A 23,256-nucleotide genomic window follows, 5' to 3' on the forward strand; every position below is an offset into this window, starting at 1 on the left:
TTCCTTCAGTTCGACGTGGCATAGCGGTTGGCGGGGAGGGCCAAGCCCAGGCGTTCGCGCAGTGTTCCCGGCGTCGGCGCCGCGGTGGGGCGAAGTGCGGGCAGTACGTCGTCGACCAGCCGGTGCACGGTCGATGCAAGCGCAAGGGGCCGGAGGGTGACGCCGTCGACACCCTGCAGGCTCTCGATCAGTTCGCGAAGCCCATCCGGGCCGCCACGGTAGAACACCGTGTCCGGGGTGTATGTGCGCTCGGTCCAACCATCGAGCGCTGCGAGGGCTGCCACTGCGGCGTCCTCATCGGCGGCGAGGAGAACATCCACATCGAGCAGCACCCGGACCGGACGACTGCCTACCGCATCGCGGAGACGCGCGGCCAGCGCGGCGGCCTCCTCAACCGTCTTCGCGCGAATGCGCACGAGATCTGCTCGTGCCACGGCGAATTCGAAGGACTCCCCACCGTCGACGGTCACTGCGACGAGCGGTTGCCCCTGCGGCGACCTCGGGGTGATGGACGGGCCCTTGACGGAGAAATACTCGCCCGCGAAGTCGATGTAGTGCAGCTTGTCGCGGTCGATGAAACGGCCGGTCGCTACGTCGCGGATCTCGGCGTCGTCCTCCCAGCTGTCCCACAGCCGACTCGCAACCTCGGCGGCCTCGTGCGCCTCCGCCCACAGCGAGGCGGTGTCCTGCTGTGCCTCCTTGCGACCGAACAATTTTGTAACATCGTAGTTCTCGGTCACCGCGACCTCCCATACCGCTCGGCCCGCGGTGGTGTGATCGATCGTCTGGATCGCCTTGGCAAGATGGAACGGCTCGGTATGGGTAACGGTCGCGGTGGGAACCAGACCGATCCGCGAGGTAGCGGCACTCAGCCGTGCCGCGATGCCGACCGCTTCGAAGCGGCCGCGTACTTCGCGTCCTGTCGACGCCACGCCGAAGTCGTCCGGAAGGAAAGCGAGATCGACGCCTGCACGGTCGGCACTTCCGACGAGGTCTACCCAGTAGCGGGCGGCGAAGAGGTCTTCGGCGCGGGAGTCGTCGCGGCGCCAGGAACTCGGATGAGCACCGGTGCCCGCGAACTCGAGGGCCAACAAGAACTGTGAACTATCGGACATGCCGAACCTTCCCGGGGATAGCATCGAGCAGCACTCGGGTGTACTCATGCTGTGGGTTGTCGAAAATCTGTGTGGTGGTGCCGAATTCCACAATCTCGCCGGACCGCATCACCGCTACGGTGTCGCTGATCTGCCGGACCACCGCCAAGTCGTGGGAGATGAACAGGTAACTGAGCCCGAGCTCGTTCTGCAGGTCGGTGAGCAGACCGAGGATCTGAGCTTGGACGGACACATCGAGCGCCGAAACGGGCTCGTCGAGCACCAGCAGCTCCGGATGCAGTGCGATCGCACGTGCAATCGCCACTCGCTGTCGTTGCCCACCGGACAGTTCTGCCGGTGTGCGATCGAGATGCACGCTCGACAGTGCGACCTGATCGAGGAGCTCGGCGACGCGCGTCGCCCGCTCGGCCTTCGACCCGATACCGAACGCACCGAGCGGCTCGGCGACGATGTCGCGGATCTTCAGCTTCGGGTTGAGCGAGGCGTACGGATTCTGGTGCACGATCTGCACCCGCCTGCGCAGTACCCGCAGGTCCCGTCCCCGAAGCCCGGTGATGTCGTTGCCGTCGAACCGGATCCGACCCGAGGTGGGTGTTTCGAGCCGGATCGCGATGCGCGCGACGGTGGATTTGCCCGACCCCGATTCACCGACCAGCGACAACGTACGCCCCCGCGGAACCTCGAAGGAGACTGTCCGCACCGCGTCGAGCGAGGTTCGTCGATCGATCCGGAAGGTCTTCGACACATCGGTCACAGTGAGCAGCGGCTCCGCAGACACGCGATCGGGCCGTACGGTAGCCGTGAGGCTCGGAGCTGCCGCAAGCAACGCCCGCGTGTATTCGTGTCTCGGGTTGTCGAGCACGTCCAGCACAGGACCCGACTCCACCACCCGACCGTTCTGCATGACGACGATGCGATCGGCGCGGTCGGCCGCCACACCCAGATCGTGGGTGATGAGCAGCACCGCGGTACCGGTCTGGGCGATGCGCGCTTCGAGGTGATCGAGGATGCGGCGCTGCACGGTGACGTCGAGTGCACTCGTCGGTTCGTCGGCGATGACGAGGTCGGGGCCGCAGGCCAGGGCAATCCCCATGAGCACCCGCTGACGCTGTCCCCCGGACAGGGCCTGAGGGTATTGCTTCGCTCGCAATTCCGGGTTGTCGAGTCCGGCCTCGTCGAGGATGCGCAGCGCCTCGAGCTTCGCGGCCCGGCGGTCTGCACGCCCGTGGATACGCAATGTCTCCGCAATCTGGTCGCCGATCCGGATCACCGGGTTGAGCGATGTCGTCGGATCCTGCGGGACCAAGCCGATTCGCGCGCCTCGCACCTTCTCCAAGGCGCGTTCCGGCAGTGCGTCGAGGCGTTGTCCGTCGAACGTGACGGTGCCGCCCACCATGCGTCCACTACCGGAGAGCAGACCGATGATGGCGTGTGCGGTCGTCGACTTGCCCGAACCGGATTCTCCGACCACAGCGACGACTTCGCCACGGGCGACCGTGAATCCGATACCGTCGACTGCCACGACCGGATCGTCGTCGCTGCCATAGGCGACCCGCAGGTTGTCGACTTCGAGAAGCGGTGCGGTGTGGGTGCTCATCGGCCACTCCGATCGTCGACGGCATGACCGATGCGGTGAGCAGCCAGAACGACGGCGACGATGACGAGACCGGGCAAGGTCGTCATCCACCACGCTGTGGCCAGATAGTTGCGCCCCTCGGAGATCAGCGATCCCCATTCGGGGGTGGGCGGAACTGCACCGAACCCGAGGAAGCTCAGGGACGACACGGCCAGGACCGCCATCCCGAATTCCACCGCTGCCAGTGCGATCACCGGAGCGTACGCGTTGCGAAGCACATGACGGAACAGCACGGTGTGCCAGCGGACACCGGAGGCGAAGGCCGCTTCGACGTACAAGGTATGGCGCACCCGCAGCACCTCCGAACGCATGACGCGCGCGAAGTTCGCGACAAGCCCGATACCCACGGCGATCGCGACGTTGAGAGTGCCGAAGCCGAGAGCGGTGACCAGGGCGAGGGAAAGCAGCAGAGCGGGGATGGACAACAGCACATCGACGATCCGCATGAACACCGCGTCGACGAGGCTCCCCGCTGCACCGGACAGCAGACCGATGAGCGAGCCGATCACGATGGCGATGCCCACCGCAACCAGTGTCGCAGTCAACGACAGTGCAGCGCCGTGCACGACTCGGGTGTAGACGTCTCGGCCGATGTTGTCGGTGCCGAACCAGTGCGCGAGACTCGGCTCCTGCAGTTTGTCTGCGGGCACGCCCTGCAGGGGGTCGCCGGACGCGAAGAAAGCCGGGAACACCGCGAACCCGATAGCGATCAGCAGCACGGCGGCGGAGATCACCACGACCCAGTTGCGAAGCACCGTTCTCACCGCACTACGGAGGGCGAAGGGTTTCGCTGGTCTCGCTACCCGGACCTGGGAACCGGCTCGAATCGGGTCTCGAATCAGTGTGTCAGACATGGATACCCACTTTCGTGTCCTCGTCGATCGCCGGGCCCGTGTCTGCCCGAGCACGTACCGATTCGCCACGCCCCGAGGCACCGCCGGCACCGCGTCTTCCATCGACGATCCGCGGATCGATCAGTGGGTAGCACAGGTCCACAACGAGGTTGACGATCACGAACACGACCGAACCGAACACCACGATGCCCAGCACCACCGGAATGTCCTGTGCCATAACGGACATCTGGGTCAAGCGCCCGAGACCTGCACGGGAGAAGACCGTCTCCACGACAACCGATCCTGCGATCAGATTGCCGACGATCACACCGGCAATCGTGAAGGCCGGGATACTGGACAACCGCAGAGCGTGTCGCGTCTGGACGCGCCACCTCGATGCACCCTTCGCCCTGGCAGCCTCGATGTAGGGCTGACGCGCTGTGGTCTGCAGGCTCACCGCAAGCACCTGCGCGATGACTGCGCCCGTGGGGAGCGCCAGTGTGATCGCGGGGAGCAGCAGGTGTCCGATGCCGCCTTCACCGAACGCGGGGAACAGCTTCAACCGGAACGAGAACAACTGGAGCAGAATAAGTCCCACCCAGAATGTGGGCACAGCGACACCCAATGGAGGCAACGAGAACAAGACGTTCCGCAACCAGCCGATACGCGTGTACGTGGCGAAAAAAGCGACGACGGTACCGAAGGCCACCGCCAGTACCAGCGCGAACGATGCGAGGGCAAAGGTACTCGGCAACGCGTCGGCGATCGCCTCCGTCACCGGCCTGCCGGTGGAGATCGAGATTCCGAAATCACCGCGGACCGCATTGCTCAGAGCATTCCAGTACTGAACCCACACCGGCTGATCCAGGCCGTAGCGCGCCTGCAGCTGCTCGATTGCGGCAGCGTCGACCGGTGTTCCGTTGTCGGAGCCGGCCACCATGCTCACCGGATCGGACGGTAGGAGGAACAGAACGCCGAACGAGACGGTGAAGGCGGCCCACAGGACGCCGACGGCCTGGAGGAAGCGGGAAGCGAGGTAGCTCATCATGTCTACTCGCTGAGCCAGGTGTCGAAGAACTGCAGGCGTGCCGACGCTTCGAACAACAGGTCTTGTACCTTCGGTCCGGCACCGATCGCCTGCGACAACTCCACCGTCGGAATGAACAGGGCGTTGTCGATCACGAGTTGCTGAGCCTCCCCGATGTAGCCGTTCCGTGCCGCCGGGTCGGTCGTCGTGAGCTGCGCCGTGAGTACGTCGTCGAGTTCCGGAATCGGACCACGCTGGTTGAGGTTCCGGCCCTCCGTACCGAACGCTGTGCGCAAAATGTCGCCATCGGCTCGAGTGCTGTTGTAGTAGGTGGTGTCGTAGTCTCCGGAAGTCTGGCGGGCAGTGGTCTCGGGTGTCGACACAAGATCGAGTTGCAGGTCGACACCGACCTCCCGCAGTTGCTGCTGGACGAGTTCGAGAATCGCCTGGTTCCCCGCGAACACCGAGCTGAACAGCACCGAGAAGCTCAACCGCTGGCCGTCTTTGACGCGGATGCCGTCGTCGCCCGGCACCCATCCGGCGTCGTCGAGGATCTTCGTCGCAGCGTCGGGGTCGTACGTGACCTCGTCCACCGCGACGTACCCGGGTGTCACCGAGGCGAGGGCGCTCGTCGCAGGCTCGAAGTCGGGACCGAGAACCGTGTCGACGAGCTCGGTGCGGTTGATCGCAGGGATCAGCGCACTGCGGACGGCGGGATCGGAGAGTACGCCGCGGCTCACGTTGGGCTGGAACCCGAACGGGAGGCCAGGGTTCGGCGTGGTGAGAATGCGGCCACCGACCCCTTCGATCTGCGCGGCATCCTGCGGAAGGGCATCGGAGACCGCGTCGAGCTGATCGGAGGCAAGAGAGCCTGTGCGAACACCGGATTCGGGAACGATCGTGAATTCGATGCGGTCGAGGTACGCCTCACCGTCGTGCGCGAAGACGTCCGATCCCCAGGCGTACCCGGCACGCTTGACCAGGGTTGCCGACCGGTCCTGCTGGTAGTCCTCATACGTGAACGGTCCCGTGCCGGAGAGTTCGCCTGCACACCGTTCCTCGGCGCTCTTCGCGACGTCCTCTGCGGAGAGAAACCCGAGTTGATGAGTCGAGGTGGCCTGGAGGAACGGCGCGTTGGGCGCCGAGAAATCGACGCTGGCCGTGTGCTCGTCGATCACGGTGGTGCCGGTGTAACCGGCGAGGTATCCGGTGGCCTGCGGAGCCTTGACTCCGCCGAGAGTGTTCACAATGGAATCGAAGTTGCTCTGCACCGATTCTGCGGTGAAAGGTGTTCCGTTGCTGAAGGTCACGCCTTCCTTCAGGTGGAAGGTGAACTGTGTGGAGTCCTCGTTGACGTCCCAGCTCTCGGCGAGCCACGGCGTGATCTCACCGGTCTCGGGGTCCTGATCTGTGAGTGAGTCGACAACCTGACGAGCGACGTAGATGGTCTGGTTGCTGCCGGCCTGCGCGGGATCTGCGCACGTGGGGGCCTGCGACAGGCCGTACCTGAGCGTGCCCCCGGCCTGCGGGGTACCACCACCCGGCGCGGCGGCCGACTCGGATCCGCACGCGGACAAACCGACGACCAGCACCGCAGCGACACCCACCACCGGAATCACACGACGGGATGCATGAATGAACGAGAAGGACACCTGAACTCCGTGGTCTCTACATGACAGCGATCTCTACATGACAGCGGCAGCATCGAACCGAAGCGATGCGGCCGGATGAGAATTGGACGGGTCGACCGTCGACAGATGTCGGCACTGTGCCGGCACAGGTCGATATGCAGGCACGACCACGTCACCACGACATCTTCGTGTGTCATGAACAGTCCTCCATCGTTCCCGGCGGTAGCACCCTCACCCACGAGGTAGGGGGGTTGCTGCGACGTCGTCGAGCCAGGTCTCTCGGTCGCTCTGGATGGTCGTTGTCGATGCTAGACATTCCCGGCCCCCGGATGAACCGTTCCCCTCACGGTGATTGAAAGTCTTATGAGGCTGCAGCAGTAGCCACTATCGTCACCGAATCCGCGACTGTGCATCCGCCCCCCCCGCGAGGCCGATTCATGACCGTTCGAACCGAATCCACACTCGACACCGCCACATCGGCCCAGATCCTGTTCGAGCCCCTCGCACTGCGCGAGGTGACCTTCGGTAATCGAGCGCACCGAAGTCGGCGGCACGCACCTAGGGTTCGGTGCGGTGGTCGCCGAGGCCACCGCCGTCACACCGGGCGGGCGGATCAGTCCGCAGGACACCGGGCTGTGGAACGACGAGCAGACTCGCGCATGGTCTCGCATCGTCGACTTCGTTCACGAGCGCGGCACCCGCGCCGGCATTCAGCTCACTCACGCGGGACGCAAAGCATCGATCCACCGCCCCTGGGATACCGAGCAGGGCAGCATCTCTCCGTCCGAGGGCGGTTGGCCCGGCGTCGCCCCCGACTCTTCAGCGTTTCCAGGGCTCGCGGAGCCGAACGGACTCACGTCCGGGGAGATCGGGGACATCGACGATGCATTCGGCTACTCCGCCCGCCGGGCCGACCGCGGCGGATTCGATCTGCTCGAACTCCAGGCCGCGCAACGCACCGCACCGGTCACCTCGTCGGCTTCGCGGTGAAGCGCTTCCGGGTCGGTCACCTGAGTAGCGCCGTATGTACCTGCCCGAGTCGGGCTATCGGTGGTCTCCGCGACCCATCCTGCACGACCGTGCGACGCAAAACCTGCGCTGGCAAGCTGATTCGCCAGGTGGAACGGCTCGGCATGGATCGCGCCCACGGCGGGGACCGATCCGATTGTCTCGGTGAAAGCGGCCGCGAATGCCACGACCTCCACGGGGTCGAGACGACCTGTGATCATGGGGTGGTCACCTCGAGTTGCCGGGTCGGCGAATGTCGCGATCGCGAATCCGGCCCGCTCGACGCGACGAACGAGATCGATGATCGACGGGCCGGCGGTGTTGAATCTCCTTCCGCAACACGGGAGCCACCTCCGCCTGGAAAAGCTCGAGGCTCGCGCGCTGCTCCGCTGCAGTCAGCCCACCTCGGTCGGCTGTCACGTGCATGACTTCATGTCCGAGACGCTCGTGATAGCGGAGCACCTTGTCGATCACTTGCTGCGGGCCGCCGACGAGCGCGGAACTGCGTTCGACAAAGTCCTCGACACTCTCGAAGACCACCGGCAGCCCCGAGCCCCGCGCGAACTGCTGCCGCTGCTCGAACAACGGCCGGAACCGCTCGACTGCTTCCTGTGACGTCGGCGCGACGTACAGTCCCGCCGTGCCCGCTCCCACCCGTGCATCCGAGGGGTCGTGCCCGTATGCCGCCCATCTGTCGCGGTAGTACTCGATCAGTTCGGCGTATGGCTCGATCGGGTTGGTGACGTTGGCCGAGAACACCGGATCGCCATATTGTGCTGCTGCATCCACGGATTCGCGGCTCGTGGCGCTGCCATGCCACATCGTCAGACGTGGTTGCAGCGGACGAGGAACCGTGACCGCGTCGGTGAGCGAGGGCCGGAAGGATCCTTCCCATGTGACCCGCTCGTTCTCCCACAACAGCCGGAAGAGTTCGTAGCCTTCACGGTTACGATCCCACTGGTCGTCGGGCGTGACGTGGAACAGGTCGGCCTGCGCTGTGCCGTTACCCTTGCCGATTATCAGCTGCAAGCGACCTCCGGAGAGATTGTCGAGAGTCGCATAGTCTTCGTAGGCGCGCACCGGATCGAGCAGGCTCAGTGTCGTTACACCGGTCCACAGTTCGATGTTCGATGTCCGCGCCGCAATGTTGCTCAACACCACCGGAGGCGATGACGACAGGAACGGATGCTCGTGACGCTCACCAACCGCGAATCCTTCGAAGCCGAGTTGCTCGGCCAGTACTGCGGTGTCGACGACCTCACGAAGTCGGTCGGAGGGGCTGAGCAATTCTCCGGTCACAGGGTCCGGCTGGTGGGTGATCAGGCTCAGGAGCAGGAATTTCACGCGGACTCCGCCTTTCGGGTCAAGCGCTTCTCGAATGGATGCGGGCCGATCTCCTCGGCGGGGTGTGTCGTCCGGCGGTAGCACCCGCACCCGAATGCGGGGGGTACTGCGACGTCATTGAGCCAGGTCTCTCGATCGCTCTGGATTGCGCCTCGAACTGTAAGGCGATTCGGACATGCGGTCAACGGTTGATTCACGTTACTGGCCGTTGAATTATGTTGGAACACAATTAGAATCGCACTGATCTGAATTCTGCGCCGGTCGGAGGTTCCACCACCTCGACTTCGATCCGAGATCATCATCCCCCATATCGAATATGCGTTCCAAGGACTATTGAAATTCGAATGTCAGTTCTATAGAATTCGGTCATGGGTGGGGAACTCTGGAAACTCGACGACAAGCAACTGATGGCCGAGGCACTCGCCGTCTCCGCCGAAATCCATGCGTCGCAGGTGCAGCGAGTGGATCTGATGATCGCGATGTTCGAACGCGACACCGTCAAAGACCACGGCTACCGCAGCCCCGCCCACTGGCTCGCCGCAGCAACGAACCTCGAACTCGGTGAATGCCACCGCATCGAATCACTGGCTCGTCTACTACGACTCGAACCGGAAGTGCGTGAGGCATACAGCTCGGGGCTGCTCGATGCAGACAAAGCTCGCCAGATCGCGTACTTCTGCCAGCACTACCCACGGAATATGAACCCCTGCGACTTCGAGAAAGCCCGCACCATCCTCATCGACCACGCCAGCAAGACCGTCGCCACCAAAGCCACCGTCCGAGCGCTGATCCGCCGACTCGAACACCTCTACGGCACCGGCGACGGACCACCACCCGGTGAGGATTCCACACGCAACGAACTGTTCGTCTCCACCACCCTGCGCGGGCGTGTGGTGATCGCAGGCGACTTCGATGCCGTCACCGGCGCCCGCCTGCGCCACCTGCTCTCACCACTGTCGGCACCGAGGCCCGAAACGAACGGCATCACCGACGACCGACCGGCCTCCAAACGCACCGCCGATGCGTTCGAGCAACTCTTGCAGTGCGTCGAAGCCGCCGGGCTCGTCCCCGTCGAAGGTGGTGTGAAACCGCACGTGACGGTCACCGCGTCGATCACGGATCTGACCAAGAACACCGCCGTCAAAGAACTCTTCGCGAACTCCCCGGAACAGGGCTACGTCACCGAACCGTGGGCCGGACCGTTGTCGATCGACACCGCCCGGATGCTCGCCTGCGACTGCCAGGTCACCCGGATCCTGCTCGACGAACACGGCGTGCCGTTGGCGCACGGCCGGACGCACCGTTCCGCGACGGTCGCGCAACGCCGCGCCCTCGCAGTGCGAGACGGCGGATGTGCTTTCCCGGGGTGCACCACCCCACCGGCGTGGGCGGATGCCCACCACATTGACCACTGGGTCGATGGTGGTGATACCGACCTCGACAATCTGGTGCTGCCCTGCGGACATCATCACCGGTTGATGCATCACGCCGAGTGGGAAGTCGAGATGACCGAAGAGCGTCGGCCGCAGTTCATTCCGCCCGCGAGCATCGATCTGTTCCGGAAGTCCATACCCGGGAACAGGCCGGATCTGATCGTCTGACCCACACGCAAAAGAACCAAGAGAACACAGCCACCGTTACCAGGGCACTTGGGTGCCCTGGCATCGGTGGCTCGAGACTCGGAACGTGACAAGATGCGGGCCTACCCAGACGAGTGAGAGGACGCGCCGAATGATCTCCGAGGACGATCTGCAGAAGCTCGACCTAGCGACCGACGCGTTCGAGAGAGTGCTGAGCGACGAGGACCTGATCGGGACCCAACTCAGCCGCTGCCCGGGATGGAGCACGCGTGACGTCGCCAACCACGTACTCGGCGGTGCCATCCGGTACACGCACTATTTTTCCGGTGGCGACCCCGCCGAGATCGCCTGGACACGAACGGCCGACCATGTCGGCCGCGACCCGGCCCGGGCCCATCGAACGCTTGCCGACGCACTTCGCCGCGAATTCGTCGACCATCGCGACGACGGCATCGTCCTGCACCATCCGATCCAGGACGTCGACGCGCCAACCCTGCTGGTAATGCGTGTACAGGAGCTGGTGTTGCACAGCTGGGACATTGCTTCCGTAGCCGAGCCCGATATCGAGCTGGATCCGTCCCTCTGTCGTTTCCTTCTCGACCGGGGTGAGACAGTTCGCACGATCCTCCGCACAGCTGGGGCCCTCGGGCATGCGACAACACCGGTAAGTGGCCGGCTCACCGCCGAGGTGCTTGCCGAGTGGGGCCGCGGGTGACATTCCTGACCCGTCGTCTCGGCAGCCTCCAGGGCCGAAACAAGACCCCGACCTGTAGTCACCAGGTCGGGGTCGTTGGCGGAAGCGGAGGGATTTGAACCCCCGGTCGCTCTCACGACGCTCGCTTTCAAGGCGAGTGCATTCGGCCGCTCTGCCACGCTTCCGTGCCAAATCTTAACTGCATCGCCGATCTACTTGTCGACGAGGGCTTCGTCGACGCGCGCAAAGATCCGGGCGAGGGTCTTCAGCTCGCTCTTGCTCAACAGATCGATGAGGTTGGTGCGCACGTCGTCGACGTGGGTGGGAGCAGCCTCCGCGAGACGACGTCGGCCTTCATCGGTGACGGTGGCCAGCACACCACGACCGTCGTCGGGACATGAACTCCGCACGACCATTCCGTCCGTCTCCATGCGCCGAATCTGGTGAGTGAGGCGACTGCGGGACGACAGCACACCGTCGGCCAGTTCACTCATCCGCAGCGAACCGTCGGCTGCTTCGGTCAGCATGACCAGGATCCGGTACTCGGCGAGAGACAACCCATGCTGATCCTGCAGGTTACGGTTGAGCACTTCCATCAGCCGACTGTTGCCGTCCATATACCGCCGCCAGGCGTCCTGTTCCTCCGCGGTCAGCCAGTTCGGTGTGTCATGTTCGCCGGTCACGCGGGAAGTGTAATCACGGACGTGCCGGGGAAGTTACCGCCAGGTACTCCGAGGAGTGCCTCTGCGCGAGTCATTGCCATATCTCGAGCCCCTCACGATAACGTCGTCGACATGCACGCAATCGTCGCCACCGAACCCGGTGGGCCCGAAGTTCTCCAGTGGATCGAGCAGCCGGACCCGGAACTCGGTCCCGGACAGGTTCTCCTCGATGTCGCCGCTACCGCGGTCAACCGAGCCGACCTGCTGCAGCGTCGAGGCCTGTATCCGCCACCTCCCGGAGCCAGCGAGATCCTCGGGCTCGAATGTTCCGGTGTGATCGCCGAACTCGGTGAGGGAGTGTCCGGGTGGAAGATCGGTGACCGGGTCTGCGCGCTACTGACCGGCGGCGGATACGCGGAACAGGTGGTGGTTTCCACATCACAGCTGCTTCCGGTACCCGAAGGCATGGACCTCGCTGTGGCAGCGTCACTGCCCGAGGTCGCGTGCACGGTGTGGTCGAACGTCGTCATGAGCGCCGGCCTGAGCCGTGGGGATGTCCTGCTCGTGCACGGCGGTGGTGGCGGCATCGGTACGCACGCCATCCAGGTCGGCAAGGCCCTGGGTGCGACGGTGGTGGTCACAGCGTCCGCCGGCAAGCTCGATCGCTGCCGTGAACTGGGCGCCGACCTGGCGATCGACTACCGCAACCAGGATTTCGTCGTCGAGGTGAAGAAGACCTACGGCGGCGCGAACGTGGTGCTCGACAACATGGGCGCTGCCTACCTGTCGCGGAACATCGACGTCCTCGCACCCGACGGCACTCTGGTGGTGATCGGTATGCAGGGCGGAACCAAGGGCGAGTTGAACCTCGGCAAACTGCTCGCCAAACGCGGCCATGTCACTGCGACGGGCCTGCGCGGCCGACCCGACACCGGCAAATCGGGCAAGAGCGCGATCGTCGCCGCGGTCCGTGAACATCTCTGGCCGCTGGTCGCCGAGGGCAAGATTCAGCCCGTCGTACACGCCGAACTTCCGATCACGGAAGCCGCCAAAGCCCACGAGCTGCTCGACTCCCCCGAGACGGTGGGCAAGGTCGTGCTGAAGATCGACCGTCGGTAGGCCACGCGAACCGAGATCAGAAGTTGCGGAGTTCGCGGACGAGCTGGTCGATCTCGAACGCTGTGGTGTAGGGCGCGAGGCCGACGCTGACGGCGCCACCCTCGTCGCTCACACCCAGTGAGTCGAGCAACCGGCTCGTCCCGCGAGTGCTTGCGACTGTCGCGATGCGACGATCCGCCAGGTGCGCGGCGACCTTGTCGGCGGGCACACCGTCGATCGTGAAGCTGATCGTGGGTACCCGACTCGACGCGCGGCCGAGCACCATGACACCGCTGAGACTGTCGAGTTGGCGCAGGAGCCGATCGAAAAGCTTGTCCTGGTAGTGCTGCATCGAGCTGATGGAAATCTCGAGCCGTTCTCGTCGAGTACCGGTGGCTTCGTCGTCGAGCGAAGCTATGAAGTCGATCGATGTGGTGACTCCGGCCAGCAGCGCGTACTGATGACCACCCACTTCGAGACGTTCCGGCCCGCGCGCCTGCGGGTCGAGCGACATCGCGGGGACCCGGTCGAGGTGCGCAGGGTCGGCAAAGACCAGCGCCCCGATCTGCGGTCCGCCCCAGGCGGCCGCGTCGATGGTGACGATGTCGGCGCCGAGGTCGGACATGTCGAGGTGGGCGTACGGTGCGGCACCTGCGGCATCGACGACCATGAGACCGCCCGCCTCGTGGATGAGGTCGGACACTGCACGGACGTCGGGCGCCGAACCCACGATCGACGAGGCCGCGGACAACGCGACCAGTCGCGTCGTGGGTGTGATCAGTTCTTCGTATTGCCAGGCCGGCATGTCGCATGTCTCGATCTCGACCTCGGCCCACCGCACCTGCGCGCCGTAACGACTGGCCACCCGTAGCCACGGCGCCACGTTCGCTTCGTCGTCGAGACGCGAGAGCACCATGCCGGTGCCGAGCCCGAGCCGCGGGCTCAGCGATTCGGCCAGCCACGCGAGTAGCACCGCGCGGCTCGGTCCGAGGACCACGGCAGCGGGGTTGCCGCCCACGACGTCGGCGATCGCGGTGCGCGCCTCGTCGAGAATCCCTGCGCTTCGACGGTTCGAGATGTGTCGGCCCGCCGCAGATCCTGCAGCATTTCGGAACGCTGTCGATACGGTGCGGGACACCGCGTCGGGGATCTGCATGCCGGCCTGAGGATCGAGGTGGATCCAACCGTCGCCGAGTGAGGGGATCAACCCCCGAATCCGGGCAACGTCGTAAGCCATGGCAGACACTCTAAATCTTGGAGTCAATCGGTGGTTGCTCGCTCCCGGGCAACCATCTACCGATCGGTAGGCTCGGGACAGGGAAATTGCGGACATTCCGCTCTTCGTATCGGGTCGGCGCCACAGCGATCGCCGGGAAAGGCCAGAATTGACTCATGATGCATCCCGAGAATGACGATGTTGTGGTGATCGGCCCGGACGGCCGGCCCGTCCGTGTTCCTCGTGGTGACGAGGCACAGTCCGATGCACCACGTCCGAGGGAAGCGTCCGAGGACGAGGCGGGCACCGGAGAGACGCTCTCCGACATGGTCGAGCAGCCCGCGAAGGTCATGCGCATCGGCACGATGATCAAGCAACTGCTCGAAGAGGTGAAGGCCGCTCCCCTCGACGATGCGAGCCGTGCCCGGCTCAAGGAGATTCATCACTCGTCGATCCGGGAGCTCGAGCAGGGCCTCGCTCCCGAGTTGCGCGACGAACTCGAGCGGCTCGCGTTGCCGTTCAGCGAAGAATCCGTACCGTCCGACGCTGAGCTCCGCATCGCTCAGGCTCAGCTTGTCGGCTGGTTGGAAGGCTTGTTCCACGGAATCCAGACCGCGCTGTTCGCCCAGCAGATGGCGGCCCGCGCGCAGCTCGAGCAGATGCGTCAGGGTGCACTGCCGCCGGGATTGAACATTCAGGGCGGGCCGGATGATCAGCAGGGTCACGGCCACACGGGTACCGGGCAGTACCTGTAGTCGTCGGGCGCTGGAAGCGGACCGGTAGGCTCGAAACTCGTGTCAGCGTCTGGAGCAGCATCGTGAGCCGAGTCAGCATCGAAACCCGAAACGCATGCGTCGACTTTCCGATCTTCGACGCCAAGACCCGGTCGCTGAAGAAGGCGTTCCTGGGCAAGGCCGGCGGCGCGATCGGCCGTAACGACTCCGACGTCGTCGTCGTCGAAGCGCTTCGCGATATCACGATGTCGCTGAAGGAAGGCGACCGTGTCGGACTGGTCGGGCACAACGGTGCCGGCAAGTCGACGCTGCTGCGTCTGTTGTCGGGTATCTACGAGCCGACGCGCGGTGCGGCGCGGGTGCGTGGGCGGGTCGCGCCGGTCTTCGACCTCGGTGTGGGCATGGACCCGGAGATCTCCGGCTACGAGAACATCCTCATCCGCGGCATGTTCCTCGGCATGAGCCGCAAGCAGATGCTCACGAAGGTCGACGAGATCGCCGACTTCACCGAGCTCGGTGACTACCTGTCGATGCCGCTGCGCACCTATTCGACGGGTATGCGGGTGCGCATCGCGCTGGGTGTGGTCACGAGCATCGATCCTGAGATCCTGTTGCTCGATGAGGGCATCGGTGCTGTCGACGCCGAGTTCATGAAGAAGGCGCGGGTCCGGCTGCAGCAGTTGGTGGCGCGTTCCGGCATCCTCGTCTTCGCGAGCCACTCCAACGAGTTCCTCGCGCAGCTGTGCGACCGGGCCATGTGGATCGATCATGGCCAGATTCGCCAAGAGGGTGGCATCGAGGACGTGGTGCGCGCCTACGAGGGTGACGACGCAGGCGACCATGTGCGCACCGTCCTCGAGGAACTCGCGCGTGAACGCACCACCACCGAATCGTCGTCGACGGGCGGTAACGGTGCCTGACGAACGCATCATCGGCGTCGTCGTCACCCATCGCCGACGCGAACTGCTGGCCGAATCATTGAAGGTGCTGGCGACGCAGTCGCGCCCGCTCGACCACCTCGTCGTGGTGGACAACGCAGACGAAGACGAGGTGCGTGCCCTCGTCGACGCGGTCGAAATGCCCACGACGTATCTCGGGTCGAAGCACAATCTGGGCGGTGCGGGTGGTTTCGCGCTCGGCATCCTGTACGCGCTGTCGCTGGGCGCCGACCGAGTGTGGCTTGCGGACGACGACGGACGCCCCGACGGCGACGAAGTCCTCGCGACGCTGCTCGACTGCGCGCAGCGCAACGGCCTGGCCGAGGTGTCGCCGGTGGTGTGCGACATCGCCGAGCCCGACCGGTTGGCGTTCCCGCTGCGTCGCGGTGTGGTGTGGCGGCGGTGGCGGCACGAACTCGGCGACGAGGACCTGCTTCCGGGCATTGCGTCGCTGTTCAACGGTGCCCTGTTCACTGCGGCGGCGATAGAGGCGGTCGGCGTGCCCGACCTGCGACTGTTCGTGCGCGGCGACGAGGTGGAAGTCCACCGTCGGCTCGTGCGCTCGGGTCTCCCGTTCGGGACGTGCCTGCAGACCGCGTATCTCCATCCCGACGGCGCCGACGAGTTCAAGCCGATCCTCGGCGGCCGGATGCACACCCAGTTCCCCGACAACGACGTCAAGCGGTACTTCACCTACCGCAACCGCGGCTACCTGCTGTCGCAGCCGGGTCTGCGGCGGTTGTTGCCGCAGGAGTGGGTGCGGTTCGGCTGGTACTTCCTGGTCACCCGTCGCGACCCGTCCGGTCTGCGTGAGTGGGTGCGGCTACGCAAGTTGGGGCGTGAGGAGAAGTTCACCCGGCCCTGATCCCGGGGAATTCGTCCTGCCAAGAATCGCCGTCACTCACTCCGTGATGAAATCGCCGCCCAGCGTGTACACAGCTTCACCACCACCGCGTGCGCTGCTGTAGTCGACGACGATCACGATTTCGTCGCTGCGCTCGCCGCCATCACTGCCCCAGAATCCGATGTCCACACCGGCAGCACCTCGGTCGACGGGATCGATACCGAATCGGCTCATCGCGTCGTCGCGCACCCGTTCCAGTGTGTCCGCGGTGACGTCCGCCAGCCGGAACCGAGGAAGATCGCTGTCGCTCATGGCCTCGTCGGCCTCGCTGAACCGGCCCGCACGGAGCCACGTTCGGTAGTACGTGTCGCCGCGGTAGTAATCGAGCATGAATCCGGGAGTGCTACCGGAATCGAACGAGATCTCCTTGACGAGTGGGTCGGCGGCGGCGATGCCCCGCGCGGCGAGGGCGGCCTCGACCTGCTGTAACCCGGCGGGGAGATCCTCGGCGGGCCACCACGGTGCAACGGTGCCGTCCGCCGTTGCATGAATCCGGGTCGACGACCCGTCGAACCAGCTTTCGGCGACGATCGGCCGGGCCTCCCCGAGGATGTCGTCGTCGGAGCGTGAGACGATCAACCGTTGAGGTGTGGCGACCTCCGCCGGCACCATGGCCGCGGCCTCCTCCAGAAACTGCTGCGCCGAGAAATCCTGCAGTTCGTCGGCGGTGAACGTATCTGCAGTGCGTCGATCGGTGCTGCTGTCGAGGATGATCCACCTGCCGTCCCAACCCGTGTAGGTGCGCGCGCGATCACCCCCGAGGTAGACATCCACTATCGCGTAGCCGTCATAGGTCTGGATCTGCAGAAGCGACTCGAGCGACTCGGGAGATTCGGACCGCATGTGGGCGAGCGCGTCGTCGTACAGATCCCCCAGCGATAGCGCGTCGGTCCCGGCGACCTCGTCGACGGGTTGCCCGGACACTGCGGCCGCGATCTCCGGTGTGAAATCCCAGAAGTCGCTCGGCGGCAACAGCATCGTCGCCCACATCGCCACCAGTGCCGTCACCGCTGCGGATGTGTGCGCTCGCGCACCGCCATGCTCGATCACCGGTGCTGCCCCGGGTTCACCGACCGCCTCCGATGGCAGCGTGCCCTGCCCGTCGGCGACGATCTCCGCGACCTGGGAGCTCGACAGAGCCGCACGGGTCTGGAATGCGAACGGAGCGTCTCCCCGGGGATGTGCTCGACCCGAAATGAGCGTGGACGAGAAAGCCGGGTTCGGGGCGGACCGATCGATCAGATCTACGTCGACGGGCACCGGATCCCCGCCGGCCGCGGGGAGGGGCGAACGGGACAGAGTGACGATCAGGCCCGAACCGAGCACGACGAACAGCACCGCAAGAATCAGGAACCACCCACCGGAGTACGCACCTATCGCAACGCCACCGCCGATGAGCATGCCACCTGCTACCCCACGAACCGTCGAACTCACAGCACCGCCTCTACGCGTCCGATCGGAGAGGACCGCGGGATACAGTGCGAACCTCGGGCACGGATCGACTTTAACCAGCGCAAGACCCGACGGCATCCGCACGGTAGCGTTTCCGCCATGCATGGAACGGTTCTCCCGACATGACAGCGACGGATGCGCGGCCCGAGACGGCGCCCGCTCTGATCACACGCACCGAGTACACGGACGGCCCCGCCTTGATCCGCAAGCTACTCGGTGTGACTTTCCTGCTCGCGCCGATACCGCTTCTCCTCGTTCTTGCGCTCGTCGGGGTGCCCTCAACGGTCATCGTGGTGGTTGTCGGTGCATCGGTGACCGGTGCACTCGCACTGCGTTCGTTCGCCTCGCTCGCTCAGCACCGCGCAGCGGTCCGGCTCGGGATCGTCGACGAGCAGATACTCATCGGTACCGAGGACACGGCCGACGACGTGCGCCCACTGTCCGAACTCACCGATGTCGAGCTCTCGAATGAGCAGTCACCCACGACCTGCATCGCACCCGACGAACGGGACCTTCGTGTCCGGGGAGTCCGGTCGCTGCAGCTCACTTTTCGTGACGGCGCCGTCTACGCGGTTGCGTTGTCGGAGACCGATCCGGTGGCGATCGAGATCATGCGACGGTTGCGGCGCACAGCACCCGAGAGGCCGCGCGCCCACCAGCAGAAGAAACCCGCCGGGCACCGCACCGCCCCCGAGCGGGTCGAGACGAGCGCGTCTCCGGCCGCCGACGTCCGCCTGTGGGAAGCCGCCCGCGTCGTCCACAATCGGGTGCTGTCGGAGTACGGTGCGTACGAGCTCGATCCCGCTCTCTATCTGCAGTACCCCGGCGTCACGGACATCACCCGTGAGGCGGTGATGGACTTCCACACCGCGCTGGACGGGGCACAGGCGTTGGCCACCGACACCTACCCGGGAGACGCCGCCTTCGCGGGCCGCTACCGGTCGGCCGTCGATGCCCTGCGTCGAACGTGGGCACGGTGCGAACGCGACGGCAAGGTCGCCGGAACCGGATACCTCCCCGGTGAGGACGGTTCGGACCTCGACACCGCCGCCAAGCTCTACAACCACGCCCAGTCCACCGACAATGCCGCGGAAAAGGCGTCATATCTGCGCAAGGTACAACAGATCACCCAGGATCTCGACCGCCGCGGGCGGGTCCATCTACCACGACCGGTCGTCTCGGCGATCGAAACGCAGGTGCGCCTGGCGCTCGGACCCGGTGCCAGCGCACCCTGACCCTGGTGCGACGCGAGAGGTCGCGCGAATCCACAGTGTCCCAGGGATTCACACCAATCCGGCCACGGATGTGTGCAGTCCGCTTTACACTTTTCGCACCATTCCTCGTGGGAGCGATCATGACACCTCGTGACAGTGCACCGTCCACCCTCTGCGATGCCTTCCAGACCACCGCCGCGACGTATCCCGACAGCGTCGCGCTCCGCACACCGGACGACTCCGTCCGGTACACCTGGCGCCAATACGCCGACCGCGTCGAGAGACTCGCCGCGGGGCTCGCCGGACTCGGTGTCCGGCACGGCGACACCGTCGGCCTGATGCTCACCAACCGCCCGGAGTTCCACCTCCTCGACACTGCGGCGTTCCATCTGGGTACGGCATCGTTCTCGATCTACAATTCACTTACCGCAGAACAGATCTCGCATGTCCTCGGCAACGCCGGAAACCGGGTCATGATCTGCGAAGAGCAGTTCGTTCCCGTGCTGCAGAAGGCGATCGGCACCACGAAAGTCGAGCATCTGATCTGCATCGACGCGAAGCCCGACGACACACTCTCTCTCGCCGATCTCGAAGCAGCTGCCGACCCCTCGTTCGATTTCGAGGCGACATGGAAGGCAGTGCAGCCGTCCGATCTCCTCACCTTGATCTACACATCCGGCACCACCGGCCCACCCAAGGGCGTCGAACTCACGCACGCCAACCTGCTCGCCGAACTGACGATGACGAGCTCGTTCCTGCCGACGAGCGCCGACGATCGGATCATCTCGTACCTGCCCGACGCGCACATCGCCAACCGTTGGGGCTCCCACTATTCGAGCATCTACAGCGGAATCCAGATCACCACCCTCGATGATCTCAAGCAGGCCATCGCCGTGCTGCCGGGTCTCCGCCCGACGATATTCGGTGCGGTCCCGCAGGTCTGGTACAAGGTCAAGGCCGCGATCGACAAGACCCTCGCCGATGAGCCCAGCCCGGTGAAGAAGAAGCTGGCACTCTGGGCGATCGACGTCGGACGCAAGCGCGCACGGTTGCAGTCCGACGGCAAGCCCATCCCGAAGACCCTCGAGATACAGCACGCGGTCGCCGACAGACTGGTACTCTCTGCGATCCGTCGGAAACTCGGTCTCGATCAGGTCCGCGCCGCCGTCACGGGCGCCGCCGCGATCTCACCCGAGGTACTCGAATTCATTCTGGGACTGGGTATTCCATGCTCCGAGGTGTGGGGCATGTCGGAGACGTCCTGCGTGGTCACCATGAACCGGCCCGACGCCATCAGAATCGGCACCGTCGGACAGGCGCTCCCCGGTGTGGAGATCCGCCTCGCCGATGACGGCGAACTCCTCGTCAGAGGCCCCCTGGTCATGAAGGGATACCGCAACGACCCCGCAAAGACGGCCGACGCCATCGACGCCGACGGTTGGCTCCACACCGGCGACATCGCCGAGATCGACGCTGACGGCTACGTCCGGCTCATCGACCGCAAGAAGGAACTGATCGTCAACGCCGCGGGTAAGAACATGTCGCCCGCAAACATCGAGGGTGTGCTCCGCGCGGCGTGCCCGATGCTCGGCGGGGCCGTCGCCATCGGCAACGACCGGCCGTACAACGTCGCGCTACTTGCTCTCGACCCCGACGCACTTGCGGCCTTCGCACAGGAACACGGTTTGTCCGGGTCCCACGAGGAACTCGCCGAGAACCCCGTCGTGCTCGACGCGATCGAGAAATCGGTACAGGTGGCGAACTCGAAGCTGTCCCGCGTCGAGCAGATCAAGAAGTACACGGTGCTCCCGACTATCTGGGAGCCGTCGGGTGACGAACTGACACCCACGATGAAGCTCAAGCGCAAGCCGATCGATGCGAAGTACGCCGAGCAGATCACGGGTCTGTACGAGTCCGCCTCGTAGATTTCTCGCGTCGTCGTCCCTCTCGTACCGCACCGGCAGCCACCGGTGCGGTACGGTTACCAGCGGTGTGCCGGGAAGTCTGGTCGGCGAGTGTTTTCTGCTGTCGAACCGGAGGTCTCATGATTCCGTCGTGCCATCGCAACGATTCCTTCTCCGTGTCCGGAGGCGTGTGATGCCCGGAATCTTCTCGTCGCTTCCGTTGCTGTCACGCGGTTCCTGGGAAGAATCACGCCGCATCTCGGACATTCTCCGCAAGGAGACGGTCGGCGGCGTCCTGTTGTTGCTTGCTGCGCTCGCGGCGCTGATCTGGGCGAATTCCCCGTGGTCGGACTCGTATCACGCGCTGCGCGACACCACGTTCGGCCCGGAGTCGTTGCATCTGCACCTGTCGCTGGGCACCTGGGCGGCCGATGGATTGCTGGCGATCTTCTTCTTCATCGTCGGTGTCGAACTCAAACGCGAATTCGTCGAGGGCGACCTACGCGATCTCCGTCGAGCAGCGATGCCCATCGTCGCCGCGGTCGGCGGGATGACAGCCCCAGCACTGATCTTCGTCGCGATCAACCTGCAAGGAGGCGCCGCGGCCCTGAACGGGTGGGCGGTACCGACCGCCACCGACATCGCGTTCGCGGTGGCCGTTCTCGCAGTGATCGGGTCGCATCTACCGACAGCGTTGAGAACATTCCTGCTCACCCTGGCAGTGGTCGACGACCTGCTCGCGGTGACGGTGATCGCCGTGTTCTACACCGACGAACTGAACCTGCTGTACCTTGGCGTCGCTCTGATTCCGCTGGCCGCGTTCGGCTTCGCCATGCAACGCGGTGTGACGGCATGGTGGGTTCTGGTGCCCTTGGGCATCATCACATGGTGGCTCGTCCATCAGTCCGGAGTGCACGCCACCATCGCTGGTGTGCTGCTCGGCTTCCTCGTTCCCGTGTCGCGGCACGTCAACGGTAAGAAGATCGCCGTCGCCGAACGTGTCGAACATCGGATCCGGCCTCTGTCCGCCGGCATCGCGGTGCCGATCTTCGCGTTCTTCGCCGCCGGGGTCACGGTGGGAGGCCTCTCCGGCCTCACCTCCACGCTCACCGATCCGGTCTCCGTGGGTGTGACGACCGGACTCGTCGTCGGAAAGGTCGTCGGGATCTTCGGCACCACCTACCTGATGGCGAAATTCACGCGAGCCCGACTCGACGACGATGTGCGGTGGATCGACGTATTCGGCGTGTCGCTGCTCGGTGGTATCGGTTTCACGGTCTCCCTGCTGATCGGCGATCTCGCGTTCGGTGCGGGATCGCTCGAGGCCGACCACGCCAAGGTCGCCGTGCTGTGCGGATCTGTACTCAGTGCCGTCCTCGCTTCGATCGTCCTCACCATCCGTAACCGTGCGTACCGCCGCGTTGCCGAACGCGAGCAGATCGACGACGACGGCGACGGCATCCCCGACGTCTATCAGGGACGATGAGCAGAACCCGGCTGAGCTTCGTTCCGTCATACCTCAGGAGGAGGACGCCGTGAACTGGACGGCACTGTGGGTTTTCATCGGTGTGTGGGTGCTCACCGGGCTCGCGACCGGATTGTGGATGGCCCGCAAGGGGCACGACGCCCGCTGGACGATCATCGCGGTGATCCTCGGCCCCCTGTTCGTACCGATTGCGTTCGAACGTATCGAGCAGAATCCCCGGTCCGTGGCGTCGGAACCGGTCGCGATGTGGGGTGCCGGTGGCGAAGGGTCCGATGGTCTGCGGGTGATGGTGGGATTCGACGGTTCGAAGGAGGCCGAGCAGGCGCTACGCACCGCGCGACAACTGTTCGCCCCTGGCGGCGGGGTGCTCGAGCTCGTCGCGGTGGTGTCGTACGACGACGGAGCCGACGTCGACTCGGAGGTACTCGGCAGGGCGAAGGAACGCCTGGAGGCAGCGGCATCGGATGCCGGAGAGGTGCCGGTCGGCTACGCCGTCATCGCCGGTCCTGCGGGCCGGAGCCTGCGCTGGTTCGCGACCGAACAGCACGCCGACGTGCTGGTGATCGGCAAACGCGGTCGCGGTCTGTCCAAACAAATGATGGGCAGTGTCGCGGCGTATCTCACCGAGCACTGCCCGGTGCCCGTCCTCGTCGTCGATCCGACACAGAATGCACCTACCGGCGAGAATCCGGCTGCGCCGGTGGCGCTGCGTGTTCCCGCCGAGGACATCGACGGGTCGACTCAGTAGACCTTTCACAGATCACGTCTGCGCGCAGGGTG

Annotated in this window: 21 protein-coding genes, 1 tRNA gene and 1 riboswitch; of the genes, 11 read left to right on the forward strand and 11 right to left on the reverse strand. The window is 65.0% G+C overall.

Features of this window, described 5'->3' with window-relative positions:
• Positions 1 to 5: 5 nt before the first annotated feature.
• The 5 genes from ACZ46K_RS03045 to ACZ46K_RS03065 are packed head-to-tail and all read right to left on the reverse strand — an operon-like array spanning position 6 to position 6,263.
• Positions 6 to 1,115, reverse strand: coding sequence for an LLM class flavin-dependent oxidoreductase (locus tag ACZ46K_RS03045; protein ID WP_464746592.1), 1,110 nt, complete (start codon positions 1,113 to 1,115; stop codon positions 6 to 8).
• Positions 1,105 to 2,712 (reverse strand): dipeptide ABC transporter ATP-binding protein, encoded by a 1,608-nt coding sequence (locus ACZ46K_RS03050; RefSeq protein WP_054805321.1) that lies wholly within the window; start codon positions 2,710 to 2,712, stop codon positions 1,105 to 1,107. Before ACZ46K_RS03050 ends, ACZ46K_RS03045 begins: the two co-directional genes overlap by 11 nt.
• Entirely contained in the window at positions 2,709 to 3,605 is an 897-nt protein-coding gene (locus ACZ46K_RS03055; protein ID WP_054809713.1) for an ABC transporter permease subunit, read from the reverse strand. The genes ACZ46K_RS03050 and ACZ46K_RS03055 overlap by 4 nt, the downstream gene beginning before the upstream one ends.
• Positions 3,598 to 4,632, reverse strand: a complete 1,035-nt coding sequence (locus ACZ46K_RS03060; protein ID WP_054805320.1) for an ABC transporter permease subunit — start codon at positions 4,630 to 4,632, stop codon at positions 3,598 to 3,600. The genes ACZ46K_RS03055 and ACZ46K_RS03060 overlap by 8 nt, the downstream gene beginning before the upstream one ends.
• Positions 4,633 to 4,634: 2 nt before the next feature.
• Entirely contained in the window at positions 4,635 to 6,263 is a 1,629-nt protein-coding gene (locus ACZ46K_RS03065; RefSeq protein ID WP_054805319.1) for an ABC transporter substrate-binding protein, read from the reverse strand.
• Between the two features lie 183 nt (positions 6,264 to 6,446).
• A riboswitch (SAM riboswitch) is annotated at positions 6,447 to 6,541 on the reverse strand.
• Positions 6,542 to 6,815: 274 nt separating this feature from the next.
• On the opposite strand from ACZ46K_RS03065, the gene ACZ46K_RS03070 reads away from it, so the two are divergent.
• The gene (locus ACZ46K_RS03070) at positions 6,816 to 7,232 is read left to right on the forward strand and encodes an oxidoreductase (RefSeq protein ID WP_464746594.1); all 417 of its coding nucleotides are present in this window, start codon (positions 6,816 to 6,818) and stop codon (positions 7,230 to 7,232) included.
• Here the strand turns inward: ACZ46K_RS03070 and ACZ46K_RS03075 are convergent.
• Together ACZ46K_RS03075 and ACZ46K_RS03080 are read right to left on the reverse strand one after the other, a co-directional pair.
• A complete protein-coding gene (locus ACZ46K_RS03075; protein WP_464749222.1) occupies positions 7,136 to 7,555 on the reverse strand; it encodes an LLM class flavin-dependent oxidoreductase in 420 nt (139 codons plus the stop codon). The two genes, ACZ46K_RS03070 and ACZ46K_RS03075, sit on opposite strands and share 97 nt — an antisense overlap.
• Complete coding sequence (locus ACZ46K_RS03080; RefSeq protein WP_464746596.1) at positions 7,479 to 8,594, reverse strand: LLM class flavin-dependent oxidoreductase; 1,116 nt, start codon at positions 8,592 to 8,594, stop codon at positions 7,479 to 7,481. The genes ACZ46K_RS03075 and ACZ46K_RS03080 overlap by 77 nt, the downstream gene beginning before the upstream one ends.
• Positions 8,595 to 8,962: 368 nt before the next feature.
• On the opposite strand from ACZ46K_RS03080, the gene ACZ46K_RS03085 reads away from it, so the two are divergent.
• Both ACZ46K_RS03085 and ACZ46K_RS03090 read left to right on the forward strand, forming a co-directional pair.
• Positions 8,963 to 10,195, forward strand: coding sequence for an HNH endonuclease signature motif containing protein (locus tag ACZ46K_RS03085; RefSeq protein WP_464746598.1), 1,233 nt, complete (start codon positions 8,963 to 8,965; stop codon positions 10,193 to 10,195).
• A 130-nt stretch (positions 10,196 to 10,325) separates the two neighbouring features.
• Complete coding sequence (locus ACZ46K_RS03090; protein WP_464746600.1) at positions 10,326 to 10,889, forward strand: maleylpyruvate isomerase N-terminal domain-containing protein; 564 nt, start codon at positions 10,326 to 10,328, stop codon at positions 10,887 to 10,889.
• 76 nt (positions 10,890 to 10,965) lie between these two features.
• On the opposite strand, the gene ACZ46K_RS03095 is transcribed toward ACZ46K_RS03090, so the two are convergent.
• Positions 10,966 to 11,053, reverse strand: a tRNA-Ser gene (locus ACZ46K_RS03095).
• Between the two features lie 27 nt (positions 11,054 to 11,080).
• Positions 11,081 to 11,551 (reverse strand): MarR family winged helix-turn-helix transcriptional regulator, encoded by a 471-nt coding sequence (locus ACZ46K_RS03100; RefSeq protein ID WP_464746602.1) that lies wholly within the window; start codon positions 11,549 to 11,551, stop codon positions 11,081 to 11,083.
• 111 nt (positions 11,552 to 11,662) lie between these two features.
• Here ACZ46K_RS03100 and ACZ46K_RS03105 point away from each other — a divergent pair, with 111 nt between their 5' ends.
• Positions 11,663 to 12,649: a zinc-binding dehydrogenase gene (locus ACZ46K_RS03105; protein ID WP_054807700.1), complete on the forward strand. Its 987-nt coding sequence runs from the start codon at positions 11,663 to 11,665 to the stop codon at positions 12,647 to 12,649.
• A gap of 16 nt (positions 12,650 to 12,665) precedes the next feature.
• On the opposite strand, the gene ACZ46K_RS03110 is transcribed toward ACZ46K_RS03105, so the two are convergent.
• Positions 12,666 to 13,865, reverse strand: coding sequence for a cysteine desulfurase-like protein (locus tag ACZ46K_RS03110; protein ID WP_464746604.1), 1,200 nt, complete (start codon positions 13,863 to 13,865; stop codon positions 12,666 to 12,668).
• A 155-nt stretch (positions 13,866 to 14,020) separates the two neighbouring features.
• Between ACZ46K_RS03110 and ACZ46K_RS03115 the strand changes: the two genes are divergently transcribed.
• From ACZ46K_RS03115 to glfT1, 3 genes are read left to right on the forward strand one after another with little or no spacing between them, the layout of a single operon-like run.
• A complete protein-coding gene (locus tag ACZ46K_RS03115) occupies positions 14,021 to 14,599 on the forward strand; it encodes a bacterial proteasome activator family protein (protein ID WP_054807923.1) in 579 nt (192 codons plus the stop codon).
• A gap of 59 nt (positions 14,600 to 14,658) precedes the next feature.
• Positions 14,659 to 15,498: a galactan export ABC transporter ATP-binding subunit Wzt/RfbE gene (gene wzt / locus ACZ46K_RS03120; RefSeq protein ID WP_464749223.1), complete on the forward strand. Its 840-nt coding sequence runs from the start codon at positions 14,659 to 14,661 to the stop codon at positions 15,496 to 15,498.
• The gene (gene glfT1, locus ACZ46K_RS03125) at positions 15,491 to 16,381 is read left to right on the forward strand and encodes a galactofuranosyltransferase GlfT1 (protein ID WP_464746606.1); all 891 of its coding nucleotides are present in this window, start codon (positions 15,491 to 15,493) and stop codon (positions 16,379 to 16,381) included. The genes wzt and glfT1 overlap by 8 nt, the downstream gene beginning before the upstream one ends.
• A 36-nt stretch (positions 16,382 to 16,417) precedes the next feature.
• Here glfT1 and ACZ46K_RS03130 read toward each other — a convergent pair whose 3' ends face one another.
• Positions 16,418 to 17,854 carry a hypothetical protein gene (locus tag ACZ46K_RS03130; protein ID WP_464746607.1) on the reverse strand — a complete coding sequence of 479 codons (1,437 nt, stop codon included), beginning with the start codon at positions 17,852 to 17,854 and terminating at the stop codon, positions 16,418 to 16,420.
• 140 nt (positions 17,855 to 17,994) lie between these two features.
• Between ACZ46K_RS03130 and ACZ46K_RS03135 the strand changes: the two genes are divergently transcribed.
• The 4 genes from ACZ46K_RS03135 to ACZ46K_RS03150 all read left to right on the forward strand — a co-directional run bounded on the left by ACZ46K_RS03135 (position 17,995) and on the right by ACZ46K_RS03150 (position 23,224).
• Positions 17,995 to 19,107 (forward strand): hypothetical protein, encoded by a 1,113-nt coding sequence (locus ACZ46K_RS03135; RefSeq protein ID WP_054806463.1) that lies wholly within the window; start codon positions 17,995 to 17,997, stop codon positions 19,105 to 19,107.
• Between the two features lie 119 nt (positions 19,108 to 19,226).
• Entirely contained in the window at positions 19,227 to 21,011 is a 1,785-nt protein-coding gene (locus ACZ46K_RS03140) for an AMP-dependent synthetase/ligase (RefSeq protein ID WP_054810281.1), read from the forward strand.
• 172 nt (positions 21,012 to 21,183) lie between these two features.
• Positions 21,184 to 22,476, forward strand: a complete 1,293-nt coding sequence (nhaA, locus tag ACZ46K_RS03145) for a Na+/H+ antiporter NhaA (protein ID WP_464746609.1) — start codon at positions 21,184 to 21,186, stop codon at positions 22,474 to 22,476.
• Positions 22,477 to 22,525: 49 nt separating this feature from the next.
• Positions 22,526 to 23,224, forward strand: coding sequence for a universal stress protein (locus ACZ46K_RS03150; protein ID WP_464746611.1), 699 nt, complete (start codon positions 22,526 to 22,528; stop codon positions 23,222 to 23,224).
• Positions 23,225 to 23,256 lie beyond the last annotated feature (32 nt).

The organism is Rhodococcus sp. JCM 9793 (assembly GCF_055380405.1).